Origin of the sequence: Neorhizobium huautlense (assembly GCF_002968575.1) — a bacterium.
GTDB lineage: Bacteria > Pseudomonadota > Alphaproteobacteria > Rhizobiales > Rhizobiaceae > Neorhizobium > Neorhizobium huautlense.
In genome coordinates, this window is sequence record NZ_PVBM01000024.1 from 42,338 (window position 1) to 56,275 (window position 13,938).

The window sequence follows — 13,938 nt, forward strand, 5'->3', positions numbered from 1 at the left end:
CCGAAAGTTTTGGAGATGGATCGACGGAGGCAGCGGCAGGCCTTCCTCTTCTCCCCAGAGGAGAGAAGTGCCGAGCGGATGTGAGGAGATGAGGGGGTGTACATACGGCAAACTCAATGCGTGCCGATTGGCTTCGCCCCCCTCATCCGGTCCTTCGGACCACCTTCTCCCCGGCGGGGAGAAGAGGGAGATCGAGGCGGCCGTAACAGCCAAGGTAGTCATCCCACGCCCCCTCAATGCGCCACCGCAGCGGCAGCCGCTTCGTCGATCAGCCGGCCGGTGCGGAACCGGTCGAGCGTCAGCCCTGCCGCCAGACGGTGCGGCTCACCCTTGGCAATCAGATGCGCGAAGAGGTTGGCCGAACCCGGCGTCGCCTTGAAGCCGCCCGTGCCCCAGCCGCAATTGACGAACAGGCCCGGCACCGGCGTCACGCCCTGAATCGGGGAACGGTCGGGCGTGTTGTCGGTTATGCCGCCCCACTGGCGCATCATTTTCACGCGGCGGAAAATCGGGAAAAGCTCGCAGATCGCATCGAGCGTATGGGTGATGATCTGCAGGCCGCCGGTCTGGGAATAGGAATTGTACTGGTCGGTGCCGGCGCCGATCACAAGCTCGCCCTTGTCGGACTGCGAGATATAGGCATGCACCGTGTTCGACATCACGACACAGGGAAAGATCGGTTTCAGCGGTTCGGAAACCAGCGCCTGCAGCGGCGTGGAATGGAGCGGCACGCGCACGCCTGCCATTTCCATGACCACCGAGGAGTGGCCGGCGGCCGAGACGCCGATCTTCTTCGCACCGATGAAGCCGCGCGTCGTTTCCACGCCCTGCACCTCGCCGTTCGGCCCGCGGCGGATGCCGGTCACCTCACAGTTCTGGATGATGTGGACGCCGCGGTCGGACGCCGCCCGCGCATAACCCCAGGCGACGGCATCGTGGCGCGCCGTGCCGCCGCGCCGCTGCAGGGTCGCACCATTGATCGGATAGCGCGCCGTCTTTGAAATATCGAGCGGCGGGCAGTAAGCCTTGGCCTGTTCCGGCGTCAGCCATTCGTTGTCGATGCCGTAAAGTCTGTGGGCATTGATGTGCCGCTTGAACGACTGCTGGTCATGGACATTGTGCGACAGCATCATCACGCCGCGCGGCGAATACATGACGTTGTAGTTGAGATCCTGGCTCAAGCCTTCCCACAGCTTCAGGGAATGCTCATAGATGTCCATGCTCTCTTCATAGAGATAGTTGGAGCGGATAATGGTCGTGTTACGGCCGGTATTGCCACCGCCGAGCCAGCCCTTTTCGATCACCGCGACATTGGTGATGCCGTGCTCCTTGGCAAGATAATAGGCGGCACCAAGTCCATGCCCGCCTGCACCGACGATGACGACGTCATAGCTTGACCGGGGCTCCGGAGAGCTCCACTGAGCCTCCCAGCCCTTGTGGGCGCGCAAGGCCTCGCGGGCTACGGCGAAAATCGAATATTTGCGCATCTCGCCTCAAAACTCCTGGGATCGACAAACCGGCCATTCTGGGTAGAGCCATACCCATCGCAAATCAATATGCGTCGCAATGGCTCTTTTGCGACGCATTCGAGGATTGTTTCGACAAAGCGGAGAGCGGGACGATTGGTCGCGTCCTGCGTCTCCCGTGATACATTGCTCTTGCGGCCGGAACGGTACATCCGGACGCGCCGCTCTCCGAAAATCGATTTTGATCGATAAAGGATATCGACCATCTGGACTTCCGCAGACTCTTCTGATATCTGCCTTCACCAATCGCTCAGGCTCACGCCGGGCGGACGTTATTTTTTCGCCTCGAATCGTACCGATCTCGGCGAGCAACAACCAAAGGAACGGGATTCACGTGCAGGTACTAGTCCGCGACAACAACGTCGACCAGGCGCTCCGCGCTCTCAAGAAAAAGATGCAGCGCGAAGGCATTTTCCGTGAAATGAAGATGCGCGACTATTACGAAAAGCCCTCGCAGAAGCGGGCTCGTGAAAAGGCCGAAGCCGTTCGTCGCGTTCGCAAGCTTGCCCGCAAGCGCGCTCAGCGTGAAGGCCTGATCGCCGCACCGCGCCCGAGCCGTTGATCGGCCGTTATTTCGACGTTTTCTAATGCTTGTAGGGCGGTGGCGACATGGGCGCCGCCGCTCTTTTTGATTTGGTCTTGAACCGACTGCATGTCCGGCCTGAATGGGGTAAGGCATGCAGGAAACTACCCTTTCGCCCGATAAGAGGAAAAGCGTCTGATGGCCGCCAAAACTGCCGTTCTCAATCGTGGAACTCGAATTTCCGGCCCTTTGACCATCTTTTCAAGTATTCGCGGCAAGACCGCACTTTCCGCCACCCTTCTGACGCTTGCGCTGGCCGGCTGCTCGACGACCAATACCACCTCGGACATGATCACCGTGGACCGGGCGCAGGGCAGCCAGGAAAACATCGCGTCCCTGTCCACCGTCATCAACGCCAGCCCGAACGATCCGGAAGGCTACAACGTGCGTGGAACGGCCTACGGGCGGGCCGGCGAATTCTCTAAGGCGCTCAACGATTTCAACCGCGCCCTCCAGCTCAATCCGCAATTCTACCAGGCCTATGCCAACCGGGCGCTCGTCTACCGCAACATGGGCAAGCCGGTGGAAGCCGCCAACGACTATAATCGGGCGCTGCAGATCAACCCGAACTACGACGTCGCCTATATCGGCCGCGGCAATATCTACCGGCAAGCGGGCCGCACCAACGAAGCCTTCAACGATTTCTCCAAGGCGATCGAGCTGGACACCACCGACGGCCGCGCCTACCACAATCGCGGCCTGATCTATCAGCTTCGCGGCCAGCATGCCCAGGCGATCGAGGACTTTGCCAAGGCGATCTCGCTCTCGCCGAATTCGGCCGAACCCTATAACGGCCGCGGCATTTCCTACGTGGCCCTGAACGACGACGACAACGCGTTTGCCGACTTCAACCATGCCATCGAGCTTAACGACAAGCTCGCCGAATCATGGGCGAACCAGGCATTGGTCTACGAGCGCCGCGGCGACAAGGCACGGGCTTATAAGTCCTATTCGCATGCCATCCGTCTGGATCCCAACTACAAGCCGGCCCAGGATGGTGCCGCGCGCACCCGTGCGACGAGCTGACATCGACAACGCAGCAAGCTCGATGAAGCGGACTGATCGCACCGGGGCAACCGGTGCCTCAAAGACGTGCGCCCGCAATATCACCGGCTCCATCCCCGCTTATCTCTAATATGCGTAAACTATAAATTCTAATAAAGGCGTTACGCTTATAGAATATTCTGAACCCCTCAATATCGGGGGGCGCAGAATGCTTGGCAAACTACTGAGGGACAGATCCGGCAACTTTGGCCTCATGAGCGCTCTGATGCTCGTGCCGCTTATCGGTGTAGCCGGTCTTTCCATCGACTTCGCAGACGCCCTGATGATCAAGCAGCAACTTCAGGACGCCGCCGACGCGGCGGCGCTCGGCGCCGTCGCGGAGAGCTCGATCGGCGTGTCGGAAGCGATGAAGATGAAAGGCAACGGCTCCATCGAAGCGGCCATCAAGGATGCCGAGAATATCTTCCGCGCGCAGCTCGCAAGAAGCGGCGGATTCACCCTCAATGACATCAAGGCCACGGTGGTCCGCGAGGACAATCAGCTCAAGGCCGTCTTCACCTATTCGGCTTCCCTTCCCACCACACTGCTCAAAGTCATCAACAAGAATGAGATCACGGTCGCGGGCCAGGCCACGGCGGTCTTCCAGACGGAGACCTTCCGCGATTTCTATCTGCTGCTCGACAATACGCCGTCCATGGGCGTCGGCGCCACCCCCGACGATATCAGCGTCCTGATAGCAAACACGCCTAAAGAATGCGCCTTCGCATGCCACATCGTCGAAAACGGCGTCGAGGATCCAAACAGCTACTACAATATTGCTAAAAGGCTCGGCGTCACCATCCGTATCAACGTTGTCGCCCAGGCGACTGCCGCGCTGATGGACACCGCCATGAAGGTGCGCAAGAGCCCCAACCAGTTCCGCATGGCGGTCTATACCTTCGGCGAGAAGGCCGAGGACACCAAGCTTCTGGAAATTTCCTCGCTGAGCGACGACCTCAAGACCGCCAAGGAAAAAGCGGCGTTGATCGATCTGATGTCGATCCCATATCAGAACTATGACAACGACCAGCAGACGGATTTCGACCGCGCACTGAAGAATATCGGCAAGAAGATGGACAAGCCCGGAACCGGCCTCAGCGCCGCAAGCCCGGAAAAGATCGTCTTCTTCGTATCCGACGGCGTGAACGATAGTGGCAAGGGTGCCGGCTGTACGAAGAGAACGAAAGGAACCCGTTGTCAGGAGCCGATCGACATCAGAGCCTGTGACAAACTGAAAGAGGCCGGCTACAAGATCGCGGTGCTCTACACGACCTATCTGCCGCTGCCCACCGACGGCTGGTACAGAGACTGGATCGCGCCGTTCCAGGGCGAGATCGGCCCCCGCATGCAGTCCTGCGCCACCCCCGGCTATTTCTTCGAGGTCAGCCCCTCGCAGGGCATTACCGAAGCGATGAACGCACTGTTCCTGAAGATCGTCAGCACGCCGCGCCTCGCCAGCTGACGCTGGAACCGTCAAATATAAAGCGCCGCCATCCTGCGCCAGGCGCCGGCCCGGTGGGCCCGCCCATCCCAGACATGCATCTGGTGCCCGACGCCCTTTTCGGCGAGCACCTGGCTCAGGTGCCGGTTGTTGTCGAGGAAGGGATCGGCATTGCCGATGGTCAAGACAATCTCCACCTGTCTCAACCTGTCGAGCCGCCAATCGCCTGAAAGACCGGGAAGAAAATGCGACGGCGTGTGGAAATAGACGCTATCGTCGTAATAGCCGTCCAAGAGATCGCCGAAGGACTCGACCTTCAGCGTGAGATCGTAGCGGCCCGAAAAAGCGGCCAGCTTGCGGAAAAGATGCGGGTGCCGGAAGACCAGGTTTGCCGCTTGAAAGGCGCCAAGACTGCAGCCCTGCGCGATGGTGCAGTCGTGCGGGTTCCTCGCCATCAGCGGCAGGACCTCGTCGAGGATATAGGCCTCGAAGGCTTCATGGCGGCGCAGGCGATCGGCCGGATGCCAGTGCGAGGCGTAGAATGTCTCCCTTGCCAGCCCGTCAACGCAATAGAGCTGCAGATGGCCGGCAGTGATCTTGTCGCTGAGGCTCGCCACGAGGCCCAGCTCTTCATATTCGAAGAAGCGCCCGTCCCGCGTCGGAAACATCAGCACCTTGGCACCGGCATGGCCGAACACCAGGAGTTCCATATCCCGGTGTAGCCTGGGGCTGTACCAGCGATGATATTCGCGGTTCATGACGCTCCGAAGAAAGACCTGACCTTTTCGTTGAGGATAGCGTGTTGCGCCTCCTGGCCAGGATAGTCGAAATGCCCGGCGTCGAGGATGAAGATTTCATTAAATTTTGAAGGCCCCGGTGCCTGGGGAAGCGCATTGGCAATCGCGAACTGGCAGGGCGGCGCCACGGCAGGATCGAAAAGCGCGACGCTCATCAGCATCGGTACGGTAATGCGTCCCGCCGCCACCGCCGAATCGTGCAGGCGCAACGTGGGAAGCGCATTGCCGTATTTCTGCTGGTACGCCTGCACCGCCGCGGCGCTGCCGATGCTCGGCAGCCTGAGCCTCAGTTCCTGATGACCGAAGGTCGGCAGCGACAGATGCCCGCGACAGATGCGGCTGTCATAGGCAATGCCGAGCCCGCCGATGCCGCCGCCGAAGCTGACGCCGCTATAGCCGATCCGGCCGGCAAGCCAGGGGTAGAGAAGGAGCAGCGTGCTGACCGCGATCCACAGATCGTCGACGCAGCCACCGATGATGTAGCGTTCCGGCTTGTCGATATCATGCAGCACATGCCAGCTGGAATCGGAGGAGATCGGCGGTCGGGCGCTCCGTGACATGCCCCGGAAGCATGGGAAAAGCAGCGCCGTCTCGTCCACCGGCATGTCGAAATCCGGTGCATCGCGCCCGCCGTAACCATGCCCGACGACCAGACCGCGCCGCACTTCGCCCTGCCGCGGAAGAAGAAGCCAGCCGCCGATCGGAAATGCGCCGCTCGACATATAGGTAAGGTCGAAGACATGCCATTTCGGATGGGCGAGTTTGCTTTTCTGGAGTTTTGGCCGCGGATCCACACCCAGCGCCCGGCGATAGCGGCGCTCCCAGAATTCATCGAAACCCTCCGGCGCCTCCGGCGGCGCAACCGCGCGCAACTCCTTGAGCCCCAGGCCGTAGGTCGGATCGAAATCGAACGGGTGAGAGGTGGGGATGGTCATCAAGTGTTCTGCAGCGGATTGACGATCGAAAGACCTCCGATCTGCATCCCCTCCTGGAGATCTTCGGAAAACAAGGTATCACAGTCGCTGGAAAGCGCTGCGGCAACGATCATCGCCTCATAGATCGAAAAATTATATCGCTCGGCCAATTGAAGGCCCTTGTCATGGATGTCGATAGTTAAGGGCACGACCGTCAAAAGGGCGCGGATTGTCGTGATAAAGGAATGAACATCCTCCCAGGAAAATCCCATCTTGCTCCGTGCGACTTGAACGAATTCGTTCAGGACCTGGACGCTGATCGCTCCACCCAAATCGACCGCGCGCTCGGCCGCCGCAGCCTTCGTGGCGTCACCTGAAGCAAGATGGAGCAGGATATTGGTGTCATAGAAATTACCGGGCATTCGCCTCGTCCCGATCGAACACGAAGTCCTCGGGTAGACGACCCCGGAATTTTCTCAACCGCTGAAGAAGTTCCTCGCGCGTGGGCTTGCGCGCCACCTCGAACTCCCTTGCGTCAACCGCCCGTATCTGGATCTCGTCGCCTTCCTTCAGCTCGAGAGCTTCGACCACTGTCGCGGGCAACCGAACCGCCAAGCTATTGCCCCACTTGGAAACTTGCATGGCATCTCTCCGGAGAGACATTTTGAATAATGCATATCCTAACGCTTTCCACACATTAAAAAAGCCCGGCATTGCCGGGCCTCTTTTGCTGCGATTTGTTCGCTCTTCTCAGTGTTTCATCGCCTTGACTATATCTTCGGTCATCTTCTTGGCGTCGCCGAGCAACATCATCGTGCCGTCCTTGTAGAACAAGGTGTTGTCGATGCCGGCGTAGCCAGAGCCGAGCGAGCGCTTGACGAAGAGGCAGGTCTTCGCCTTGTCGACGTCGAGGATCGGCATCCCATAGATCGGCGAGGACTTGTCGTCGCGCGCGGCCGGATTGGTGACGTCGTTGGCGCCGATGACATAGGCGACGTCCGCTTGCGCGAACTCCGCATTGATGTCTTCCAGCTCGAAGACCTCGTCATAGGGCACGTTGGCTTCCGCGAGCAGCACGTTCATGTGCCCCGGCATGCGCCCGGCCACCGGATGGATTGCGTATTTGACCTCGACCCCGTGGCTCTTCAGCGTATCGGCCAATTCGCGCAGCGCATGCTGGGCCTGGGCGACCGCCATACCGTAACCCGGCACGATGATCACCTTCTCGGCGTTCTGCATCAGGAAGGCGGCGTCATCCGCTGAGCCCTGCTTCACCGTCCGCTGCACGCCGTCGTCACCGCCGGCTGCCGCCGTCTCGCCGCCGAAGCCTCCGAGGATAACCGAGATGAAGGACCGGTTCATGCCCTTGCACATGATGTATGAGAGGATCGCGCCTGACGAGCCGACCAGGGCGCCGGTGATGATCAGCGCCAGGTTGCCGAGCGTGAAGCCGATGCCGGCGGCGGCCCAGCCGGAATAGGAGTTCAGCATCGACACGACGACCGGCATGTCTGCACCGCCGATCGGCACGATGATCAGCACGCCGAGCGCCAGCGACAGGAAGACGATCAGCCAGAAATCCGCATGGCTTTCGGTCTGGACGAGGCCGATCATGAAGATGACGACCAGAAGAAGCAGGCCAGCATTGATGAAGTGCCGGTAGGGCAGCATGATCGGCTTTCCGGACATGCGCCCGTCGAGCTTCAGGAATGCGATGACCGATCCGGTGAAGGTGATCGCGCCGATCGCCGCACCGAGCGCCAGTTCGATAAGTGCCTGGCCGTGGATCACGCCCGGCTCGCCGATGCCGAAGGAGGCCGGCGCATAAAGGGCGGCAGCGGCCACCATGACGGCGGCGAAACCGACCAGCGAGTGGAAGCCGGCGACGAGCTGCGGCATCGCCGTCATTGGAATGGTACGGGCGATATAGGCACCTGCCCCGCCGCCGATGCTGAGCGCCAGCACGATCAGGATGAAGCCGCCGAAACTCGGCGTGGCGAGCAGCAGCGTGGTGGCGATGGCGATCCCCATGCCGACCATGCCGTAGACATTGCCCTTGCGGCTGGTGGTCGGGTGGGAAAGTCCGCGCAGCGCCATGATGAACAGCACGCCGGAAACGAGGTAAAGGAAGGCTGCGAAATTCTGCGACATGTGTTTTCAGAACCCCTCAGCGATCTTTTTTCTTGTACATGGCAAGCATTCGGCTGGTCACTAGGAAGCCGCCGAAGATGTTCACCGAGACGAGCACCAGCGCGATGAAACCGAAGCCCGTGGCAAAGCCGCTGGCTGCGACGCCGACCGCCAGAAGCGCGCCGACGACGATGACCGAAGAAATGGCGTTGGTGACGGCCATCAGCGGGGTGTGCAGCGCCGGCGTCACCGACCACACAACGTAATAGCCGACAAAGATCGACAGCACGAAGATCGCAAACCGGAAGACGAAGGGATCGATCGCCCCGCCCGATACACCATGGGCAGCCTGCGCCACGGCATCAGGCGCCGTTTCCGCTGCCGCCTTGACCGCGGCAACGGCCTGATCGAGCCCTTCGAGCGCCTTGTTCATCATTTCGTTCGCCATCAAAGCTCCTCCCCCTTCGCGGCACTTTCCGCCACGGCCTTCTTGCGCGGCCGGGCAGTTTTTGCCGGCACCGGCTCAGCGATGGCGGCAGGCGCGGCCGGCGCCTCCCTGACGAGAGCTGCGACAGCCGCTGCGAAATTCGGATGCACGACATGGCCGGCATGGGTCAGCATGGTCGCCTTGACCAGCTCGTCCTCCGGATTGACCGCGAATTCCTTGGAGGTCTTGTCAACCATGGTCTCGATGAAGGCGAAGAGGTTTTTGGCATAAAGCGCCGAGGCGGAGGCGGCGATGCGCCCGGCCACATTGGCATAACCGATCACGGTAACGCCTTCGACGTTTGCCACCTTGCCCTTTTGCGAGCCTTCGATATTGCCGCCGCGCTCGACGGCGAGGTCGACCGCGACCGAACCCGGCTTCATCGAAGAAAGCATGGCACGCGTCACGAGCTGCGGCGCCGGACGGCCGGGGATCAACGCCGTGGTAATGACGATATCCTGCTTGGCGATGTGTTCGGCGACGAGTGCCGCCTGCTTCGCCTGATAGGCTTCCGACATCGGTTTGGCATAACCGGCCGCCGTTTCCGCCGCCTTGAACTCCTCGTCCTCGACGGCGATGAATTTGGCACCGAGCGAGGCGACCTGTTCCTTTGCAGCCGGGCGAACGTCGGTCGCCGACACCACCGCACCGAGACGGCGGGCCGTGGCGATCGCCTGCAGGCCGGCAACGCCGGCCCCCATGACGAAGACCTTTGCGGCGGGCACTGTGCCGGCCGCCGTCATCATCATCGGCATGGCTCGGCCATATTCGTGGGACGCGTCGATGACGGCGCGATAACCGGCAAGGTTTGCCTGGGAGGACAGCACGTCCATCGATTGTGCGCGGGTGATGCGCGGCATCAGCTCCATGGCAAAGGTCGTCAGGCCGGCCTTGGCCATCGCGGCAAGCGCCGCTTCGTTGCCGTAAGGATCCATGACCGCAAAGACGACCGCGCCGGATTTGTAGGAGGCAGCTTCAGCAGCGGTCGGTCGGTTGACCCGAAGCACGATGTCGGCAGAACCGGCATCCGAAGCCGCACCGATGCGTGCACCTGCCGCCTCGAAATCACCGTCCGGGATACCGGAGGCAATCCCCGCTCCGCTCTCGACCACGATGGTGAAACCAAGACCAGCTAGGCGTTTCACCGTCTCCGGTGACGCCGACACGCGCGGTTCGTCCGAGCCTTCGCGACTTACATGAATGATCTTTGCCAAAGACTGTCTCCTCCCAGTCGGTATCGCAACAGAACGGAATGCTCCGTCCTTCCTCAGGCCATAGGCAAAAGCCGGCTTGTGAAGATCAGCGCAGCAGGAATGCGCCGGCGATGTTGAGAACGACGAACAGGATGAGGCTGCCGAGGAAGCCAACGCCGCCGAAGAAGCCGGCGGCCATGGCAATCAACAGCACGACGACGACCATGGAGCCCCATTTGGCGCCGGCGAGGAACATGCTGTAGGTCTTTTCATGTTCCGCATAGTCCATGGAAGCGCCCGTTTCCACCGGTCCGCTATGGTGATTGTCCATCAGTCGCGTCTCCTTGAAGCAAGCCGCACACGGCCTTGCAGATGAAAGCATCCGCGTGCGGAAAAATCCTCGTCACTGCCCGGAATCATGCCTTTTGAAAAGCATGCCGGACGTTGCTTCAGGCCTTACACAAAGGCGTGGGAAAGCGCAATGGCACCTAAGTGCTCCCGGGTACGCCAGCTTTGCGGAGGCGGTAAAATGCCGCAAGAGGCGGATCAGCGCTCCGCGGTCGTCAGCCGGCGGACCGGCGTCTGCCTGACGCCGCGCCGAGCGGTTGAAGGCTTTACGGGCTTGGGCGCAGCAGCAAGGACGGAAATCTGGGCAGAATCGACCGGCATGGAGAAAACGAACCCCTGAACCAGATCGGCAAAGCGGTGACGGTTGATCAGCGCGAGCTGCTCTGTCGTCTCGACGCCCTCGACCACGATCTTCAAGCCGAGCTCCCGCGACAGATTGACGATGCCGCGCAGCAGCTTCAATTTGCGTTCGTCCTCGCCGATGTTGCGGATGAAGGCCCGATCGATCTTCACGACATCCACCGGCAGCGTATCCAGATAGCTGAGGCTCGAAAACCCGGTACCGAAATCATCGATCGCAATGGTCACGCCGGTGGCCCGGAACCGGTTGAGAATGGCGCTGACGGCCACCGGCTCGTCCATGAAGCAGCTTTCCGTCACCTCCAGGCGCAGCCGTGACGGCGAGAGCGCATACCGGTCGAGAACCTCTGCCACATACGTCACGATATCGTCGTTGCCGAGGTCCTGGATCGACAGGTTGACAGACACCGCCACCCCCTCCGGCCAGGTCGCGCAGTCGCGGCAGGCCTGCTCGATGACCTGGTAGGTGATCTGGGAGATCAGGTTCATGTCCTCGGCCATCGGAATGAACACGTTCGGCCCGACCACGCCGCGATCCGGATGGCGCCAGCGCACCAGCGCCTCGCTGCATTTGATTCCCGAACCGTCCGGAAGGTACAGCGGCTGGTAAACCACGTGCAGGGCGCGGTTCTGGATCGCCTGCCGGAGATCGCCCCGCAGCTTCTGTTCGTCGATGTACTGCGCATCCATTTCCGGACGGAAGAAGACAAGCGTACCGTTGCCGGCGGCCTTGGCATGGTTGACCGCTAGATCCGCCTTGATCTGCCAGTTCTCCATGTCGAAATCGCGGGACGTCAGGATGACGCAGCCGCCGTTCATGGTTACCGGCAGGCGGAGCCCTTCCACCTTGTAGTCGCCCTGCACGTCCGCATGGATCTGCCGGATCCGCTGCTCCAGTTCTCCGGCATCCGCGCCGAGCAGCAGGAGGACGAATTCGTCGCCGATCAGCCGGCCGGCGACGATACCGTCCGTCTTGAGCGCTGCAAACCGCGCCCCGATCGCGGCGAGCAGGCGATCACCCACCACATGGCCGCGCATGTCGTTGACGTGCTTGAAACCGTCCACGTCGAAGACCGCCAGCGCCGCAAGTACTTCCCCGCGATCGCGCACTTTTTCCCCTGCAAGATCAGCGAAGTGGGCGCGGTTCGGAAGGCCGGTCAGCGCGTCGAACTGCAGCATGTGCCGCATCTTCTCCTCGGCTTCGATCCGCGCGCTGACATCTTCGAAGATCAGCACCACCCCGCCATCGGAACGCCGACTGACGGAGAAGTCCAGATGGCGGTCGTCCTTGAATGTCAGAAGCGCGCGTTCGAGCGAGCCATCCGCAAGCCGATAGAGCTGCCGCAGGATGCCGGCCGGTACGTTTCCCGCATCTTCGCAGAGCACGGCGGCAAAGTCCCGGTCCTTCAGTTCGCGCTGCAGGTGGAGACCGAGCAGGTCGCGGGCGCGGCGGTTGACCACCTGGATCCGCCCTTCCCGGTCGAGCATGACGAGCCCGTGGGAGATGGTGTTGAGCGCGATGTCGAAACGTCCGGCGACGACAGCCATGGTCCGGGAGGAAATGACGTTCTGATAGAGAAAATCCCGGATGCCGTTCGCCATGAACCGCGTCGTCAGCGCGAAGGGGACCAGCAGGATGGCCAGCGCCGAAAGATGGAGATCGCCGGTGAACAGGCAGGCGATCAGGATCGGCCCGCAGCAGCCGATCATCTGGAGATCGACCGCGGCCCGCGAGCCGTAGTTGCGGCCGATGACCGACATCATCGAACCCAGCGCGATCGCAACCGAGGCGATGCTGACGAACGGGTCCTGCAAGACCAGCAGGGCATAACCGCTGGCGAGGCCGAGAAGCAGAGCGGTCAAAAAAGCGCCGATGACGTATTGACGTTCCCAGCTGACGATCTCATCATGCTTGAGCGTTTGCTTATCCACCTGATCGAACCGGTAAAACCAGTACATGCGGTAGGTAAAAACCGCAACGAAACAGCCGGCAAACAGGAGAAAGAGCTCGGAGCCGTTGAAATAAAAGACCAACAGGCACCAGAGGACATGGACGATCACGCCCGTCCAGAGTGTTCCACGGTTTCCAAACAGCGAAGCGACGAACGACAGGAAAACATCCGTCGACAACCTCTCCGCTTCGATCTCTCTCATCGGGCTCATCCCTTTGCGTCCGAGGGACCGTGCGGAAAACCCTTTAATATTTCATTGTTCCCGCCGCTCGCATCACATTCTACACCGCTTTCCGGCAGGTGTGCTCTACAAATTCTGACGCGGAAATATAAAAGTCGCAGCATTGGGAACGCTCGGCACCTCTTGTCCGGCCATGGGCTTGCGTCGCGCGTCTTGGCGCCTTGTTGCGACAAACATGAGAAACAAGTGAGATAGCCGTGGTTTTCAGGCTTCTGTGGCTCCTGGACAATTGATTTTTGCGTTGCCACTGAATACAGCTCGCGCCCTGCGGGCGCCGACGATTGGCTTTTCCGCGATATCTTGATCTATAGATCTCAGGACCGGACAACGATCCAAAATTGGTCCGAGAGGAGGGGAAAAATGGCTGCACTGCTTGCACTCAGCCGACTGATCGACGCCGTCACGACGGCCGTCGGCAAATCGGTTTCATGGCTACTTCTGGCCGCTGTTCTCATCAGCGCAGGTAACGCCGTGCTCCGCAAGGCGATGGACATCTCGTCCAATGCCTGGCTAGAGGTTCAGTGGTATCTTTTTGGCACGGTTTTCATGCTGGCTGCGGCTTATGCTCTGCTCAAAAACGAGCACGTCCGCATCGACATCTTTTCCGCGACCTGGTCGAAGAAAACGCGCGACATCATCGATCTCGTGCTTCACACCATCTTTCTCGTGCCGTTTGCCGGGTTGATGACCTGGCTCGCCTGGCCCTGGTTCTGGCTCTCGTATCGCTCGGGTGAAATATCCTCGAACGCCGGCGGGCTCACTATTTGGCCGGCCAAGCTTGTCGTTCTCCTGGGATTTGCCCTGCTTCTGCTTCAGGCCTTCTCGGAAATCATCAAGCGGTTCGCCGTTGTGACCGGCCGGATCGAAGATCCGCGCGAAGATACCGCCGGCGAAATGCCGCCAGCCGCCTCCGAGGTCTGAA

Annotated in this window: 14 protein-coding genes; 4 read left to right on the plus strand and 10 right to left on the minus strand. The window is 60.7% G+C overall.

Annotated elements, in window-relative coordinates; translation table 11 throughout:
* Positions 1 to 233: 233 nt before the first annotated feature.
* Positions 234 to 1,487 (minus strand): sarcosine oxidase subunit beta family protein, encoded by a 1,254-nt coding sequence (locus C5L12_RS21895; protein ID WP_105374186.1) that lies wholly within the window; start codon positions 1,485 to 1,487, stop codon positions 234 to 236.
* A gap of 373 nt (positions 1,488 to 1,860) precedes the next feature.
* Here C5L12_RS21895 and rpsU point away from each other — a divergent pair, with 373 nt between their 5' ends.
* The 3 genes from rpsU (at position 1,861) to C5L12_RS21910 (ending at position 4,615) form a co-directional block, all read left to right on the plus strand.
* Entirely contained in the window at positions 1,861 to 2,088 is a 228-nt protein-coding gene (rpsU, locus tag C5L12_RS21900; protein ID WP_105374187.1) for a 30S ribosomal protein S21, read from the plus strand.
* Positions 2,089 to 2,247: 159 nt separating this feature from the next.
* Entirely contained in the window at positions 2,248 to 3,135 is an 888-nt protein-coding gene (locus C5L12_RS21905) for a tetratricopeptide repeat protein (RefSeq protein WP_105374188.1), read from the plus strand.
* A 187-nt stretch (positions 3,136 to 3,322) separates the two neighbouring features.
* Positions 3,323 to 4,615: a TadE/TadG family type IV pilus assembly protein gene (locus tag C5L12_RS21910; RefSeq protein ID WP_105374189.1), complete on the plus strand. Its 1,293-nt coding sequence runs from the start codon at positions 3,323 to 3,325 to the stop codon at positions 4,613 to 4,615.
* An 11-nt stretch (positions 4,616 to 4,626) separates the two neighbouring features.
* Here the strand turns inward: C5L12_RS21910 and C5L12_RS21915 are convergent, their stop codons facing one another.
* The 9 genes from C5L12_RS21915 to C5L12_RS21955 form a co-directional block, all read right to left on the minus strand.
* Complete coding sequence (locus C5L12_RS21915; protein ID WP_105374190.1) at positions 4,627 to 5,352, minus strand: esterase family protein; 726 nt, start codon at positions 5,350 to 5,352, stop codon at positions 4,627 to 4,629.
* Positions 5,349 to 6,326 carry an acetylxylan esterase gene (locus C5L12_RS21920; protein ID WP_105374191.1) on the minus strand — a complete coding sequence of 326 codons (978 nt, stop codon included), beginning with the start codon at positions 6,324 to 6,326 and terminating at the stop codon, positions 5,349 to 5,351. The genes C5L12_RS21915 and C5L12_RS21920 overlap by 4 nt, the downstream gene beginning before the upstream one ends.
* Positions 6,326 to 6,727 (minus strand): PIN domain-containing protein, encoded by a 402-nt coding sequence (locus tag C5L12_RS21925; RefSeq protein ID WP_105374192.1) that lies wholly within the window; start codon positions 6,725 to 6,727, stop codon positions 6,326 to 6,328. Before C5L12_RS21925 ends, C5L12_RS21920 begins: the two co-directional genes overlap by 1 nt.
* On the minus strand, positions 6,717 to 6,947 hold the full coding sequence (locus C5L12_RS21930) for an AbrB/MazE/SpoVT family DNA-binding domain-containing protein (RefSeq protein ID WP_105374193.1): 231 nt from the start codon (positions 6,945 to 6,947) through the stop codon (positions 6,717 to 6,719). Before C5L12_RS21930 ends, C5L12_RS21925 begins: the two co-directional genes overlap by 11 nt.
* Before the next feature lie 108 nt (positions 6,948 to 7,055).
* The gene (locus tag C5L12_RS21935) at positions 7,056 to 8,456 is read right to left on the minus strand and encodes an NAD(P)(+) transhydrogenase (Re/Si-specific) subunit beta (protein WP_105374194.1); all 1,401 of its coding nucleotides are present in this window, start codon (positions 8,454 to 8,456) and stop codon (positions 7,056 to 7,058) included.
* A gap of 16 nt (positions 8,457 to 8,472) precedes the next feature.
* A complete protein-coding gene (locus tag C5L12_RS21940) occupies positions 8,473 to 8,883 on the minus strand; it encodes a proton-translocating transhydrogenase family protein (RefSeq protein ID WP_105374195.1) in 411 nt (136 codons plus the stop codon).
* A complete protein-coding gene (locus C5L12_RS21945; protein ID WP_105374196.1) occupies positions 8,883 to 10,136 on the minus strand; it encodes a Re/Si-specific NAD(P)(+) transhydrogenase subunit alpha in 1,254 nt (417 codons plus the stop codon). The genes C5L12_RS21940 and C5L12_RS21945 overlap by 1 nt, the downstream gene beginning before the upstream one ends.
* A gap of 85 nt (positions 10,137 to 10,221) precedes the next feature.
* A complete protein-coding gene (locus C5L12_RS21950; protein WP_105374197.1) occupies positions 10,222 to 10,446 on the minus strand; it encodes an aa3-type cytochrome c oxidase subunit IV in 225 nt (74 codons plus the stop codon).
* Between the two features lie 215 nt (positions 10,447 to 10,661).
* The gene (locus C5L12_RS21955; RefSeq protein WP_245422995.1) at positions 10,662 to 12,977 is read right to left on the minus strand and encodes a putative bifunctional diguanylate cyclase/phosphodiesterase; all 2,316 of its coding nucleotides are present in this window, start codon (positions 12,975 to 12,977) and stop codon (positions 10,662 to 10,664) included.
* 399 nt (positions 12,978 to 13,376) lie between these two features.
* Between C5L12_RS21955 and C5L12_RS21960 the strand changes: the two genes are divergently transcribed.
* A complete protein-coding gene (locus tag C5L12_RS21960; protein ID WP_105374199.1) occupies positions 13,377 to 13,937 on the plus strand; it encodes a TRAP transporter small permease subunit in 561 nt (186 codons plus the stop codon).
* Position 13,938: the final 1 nt, after the last annotated feature.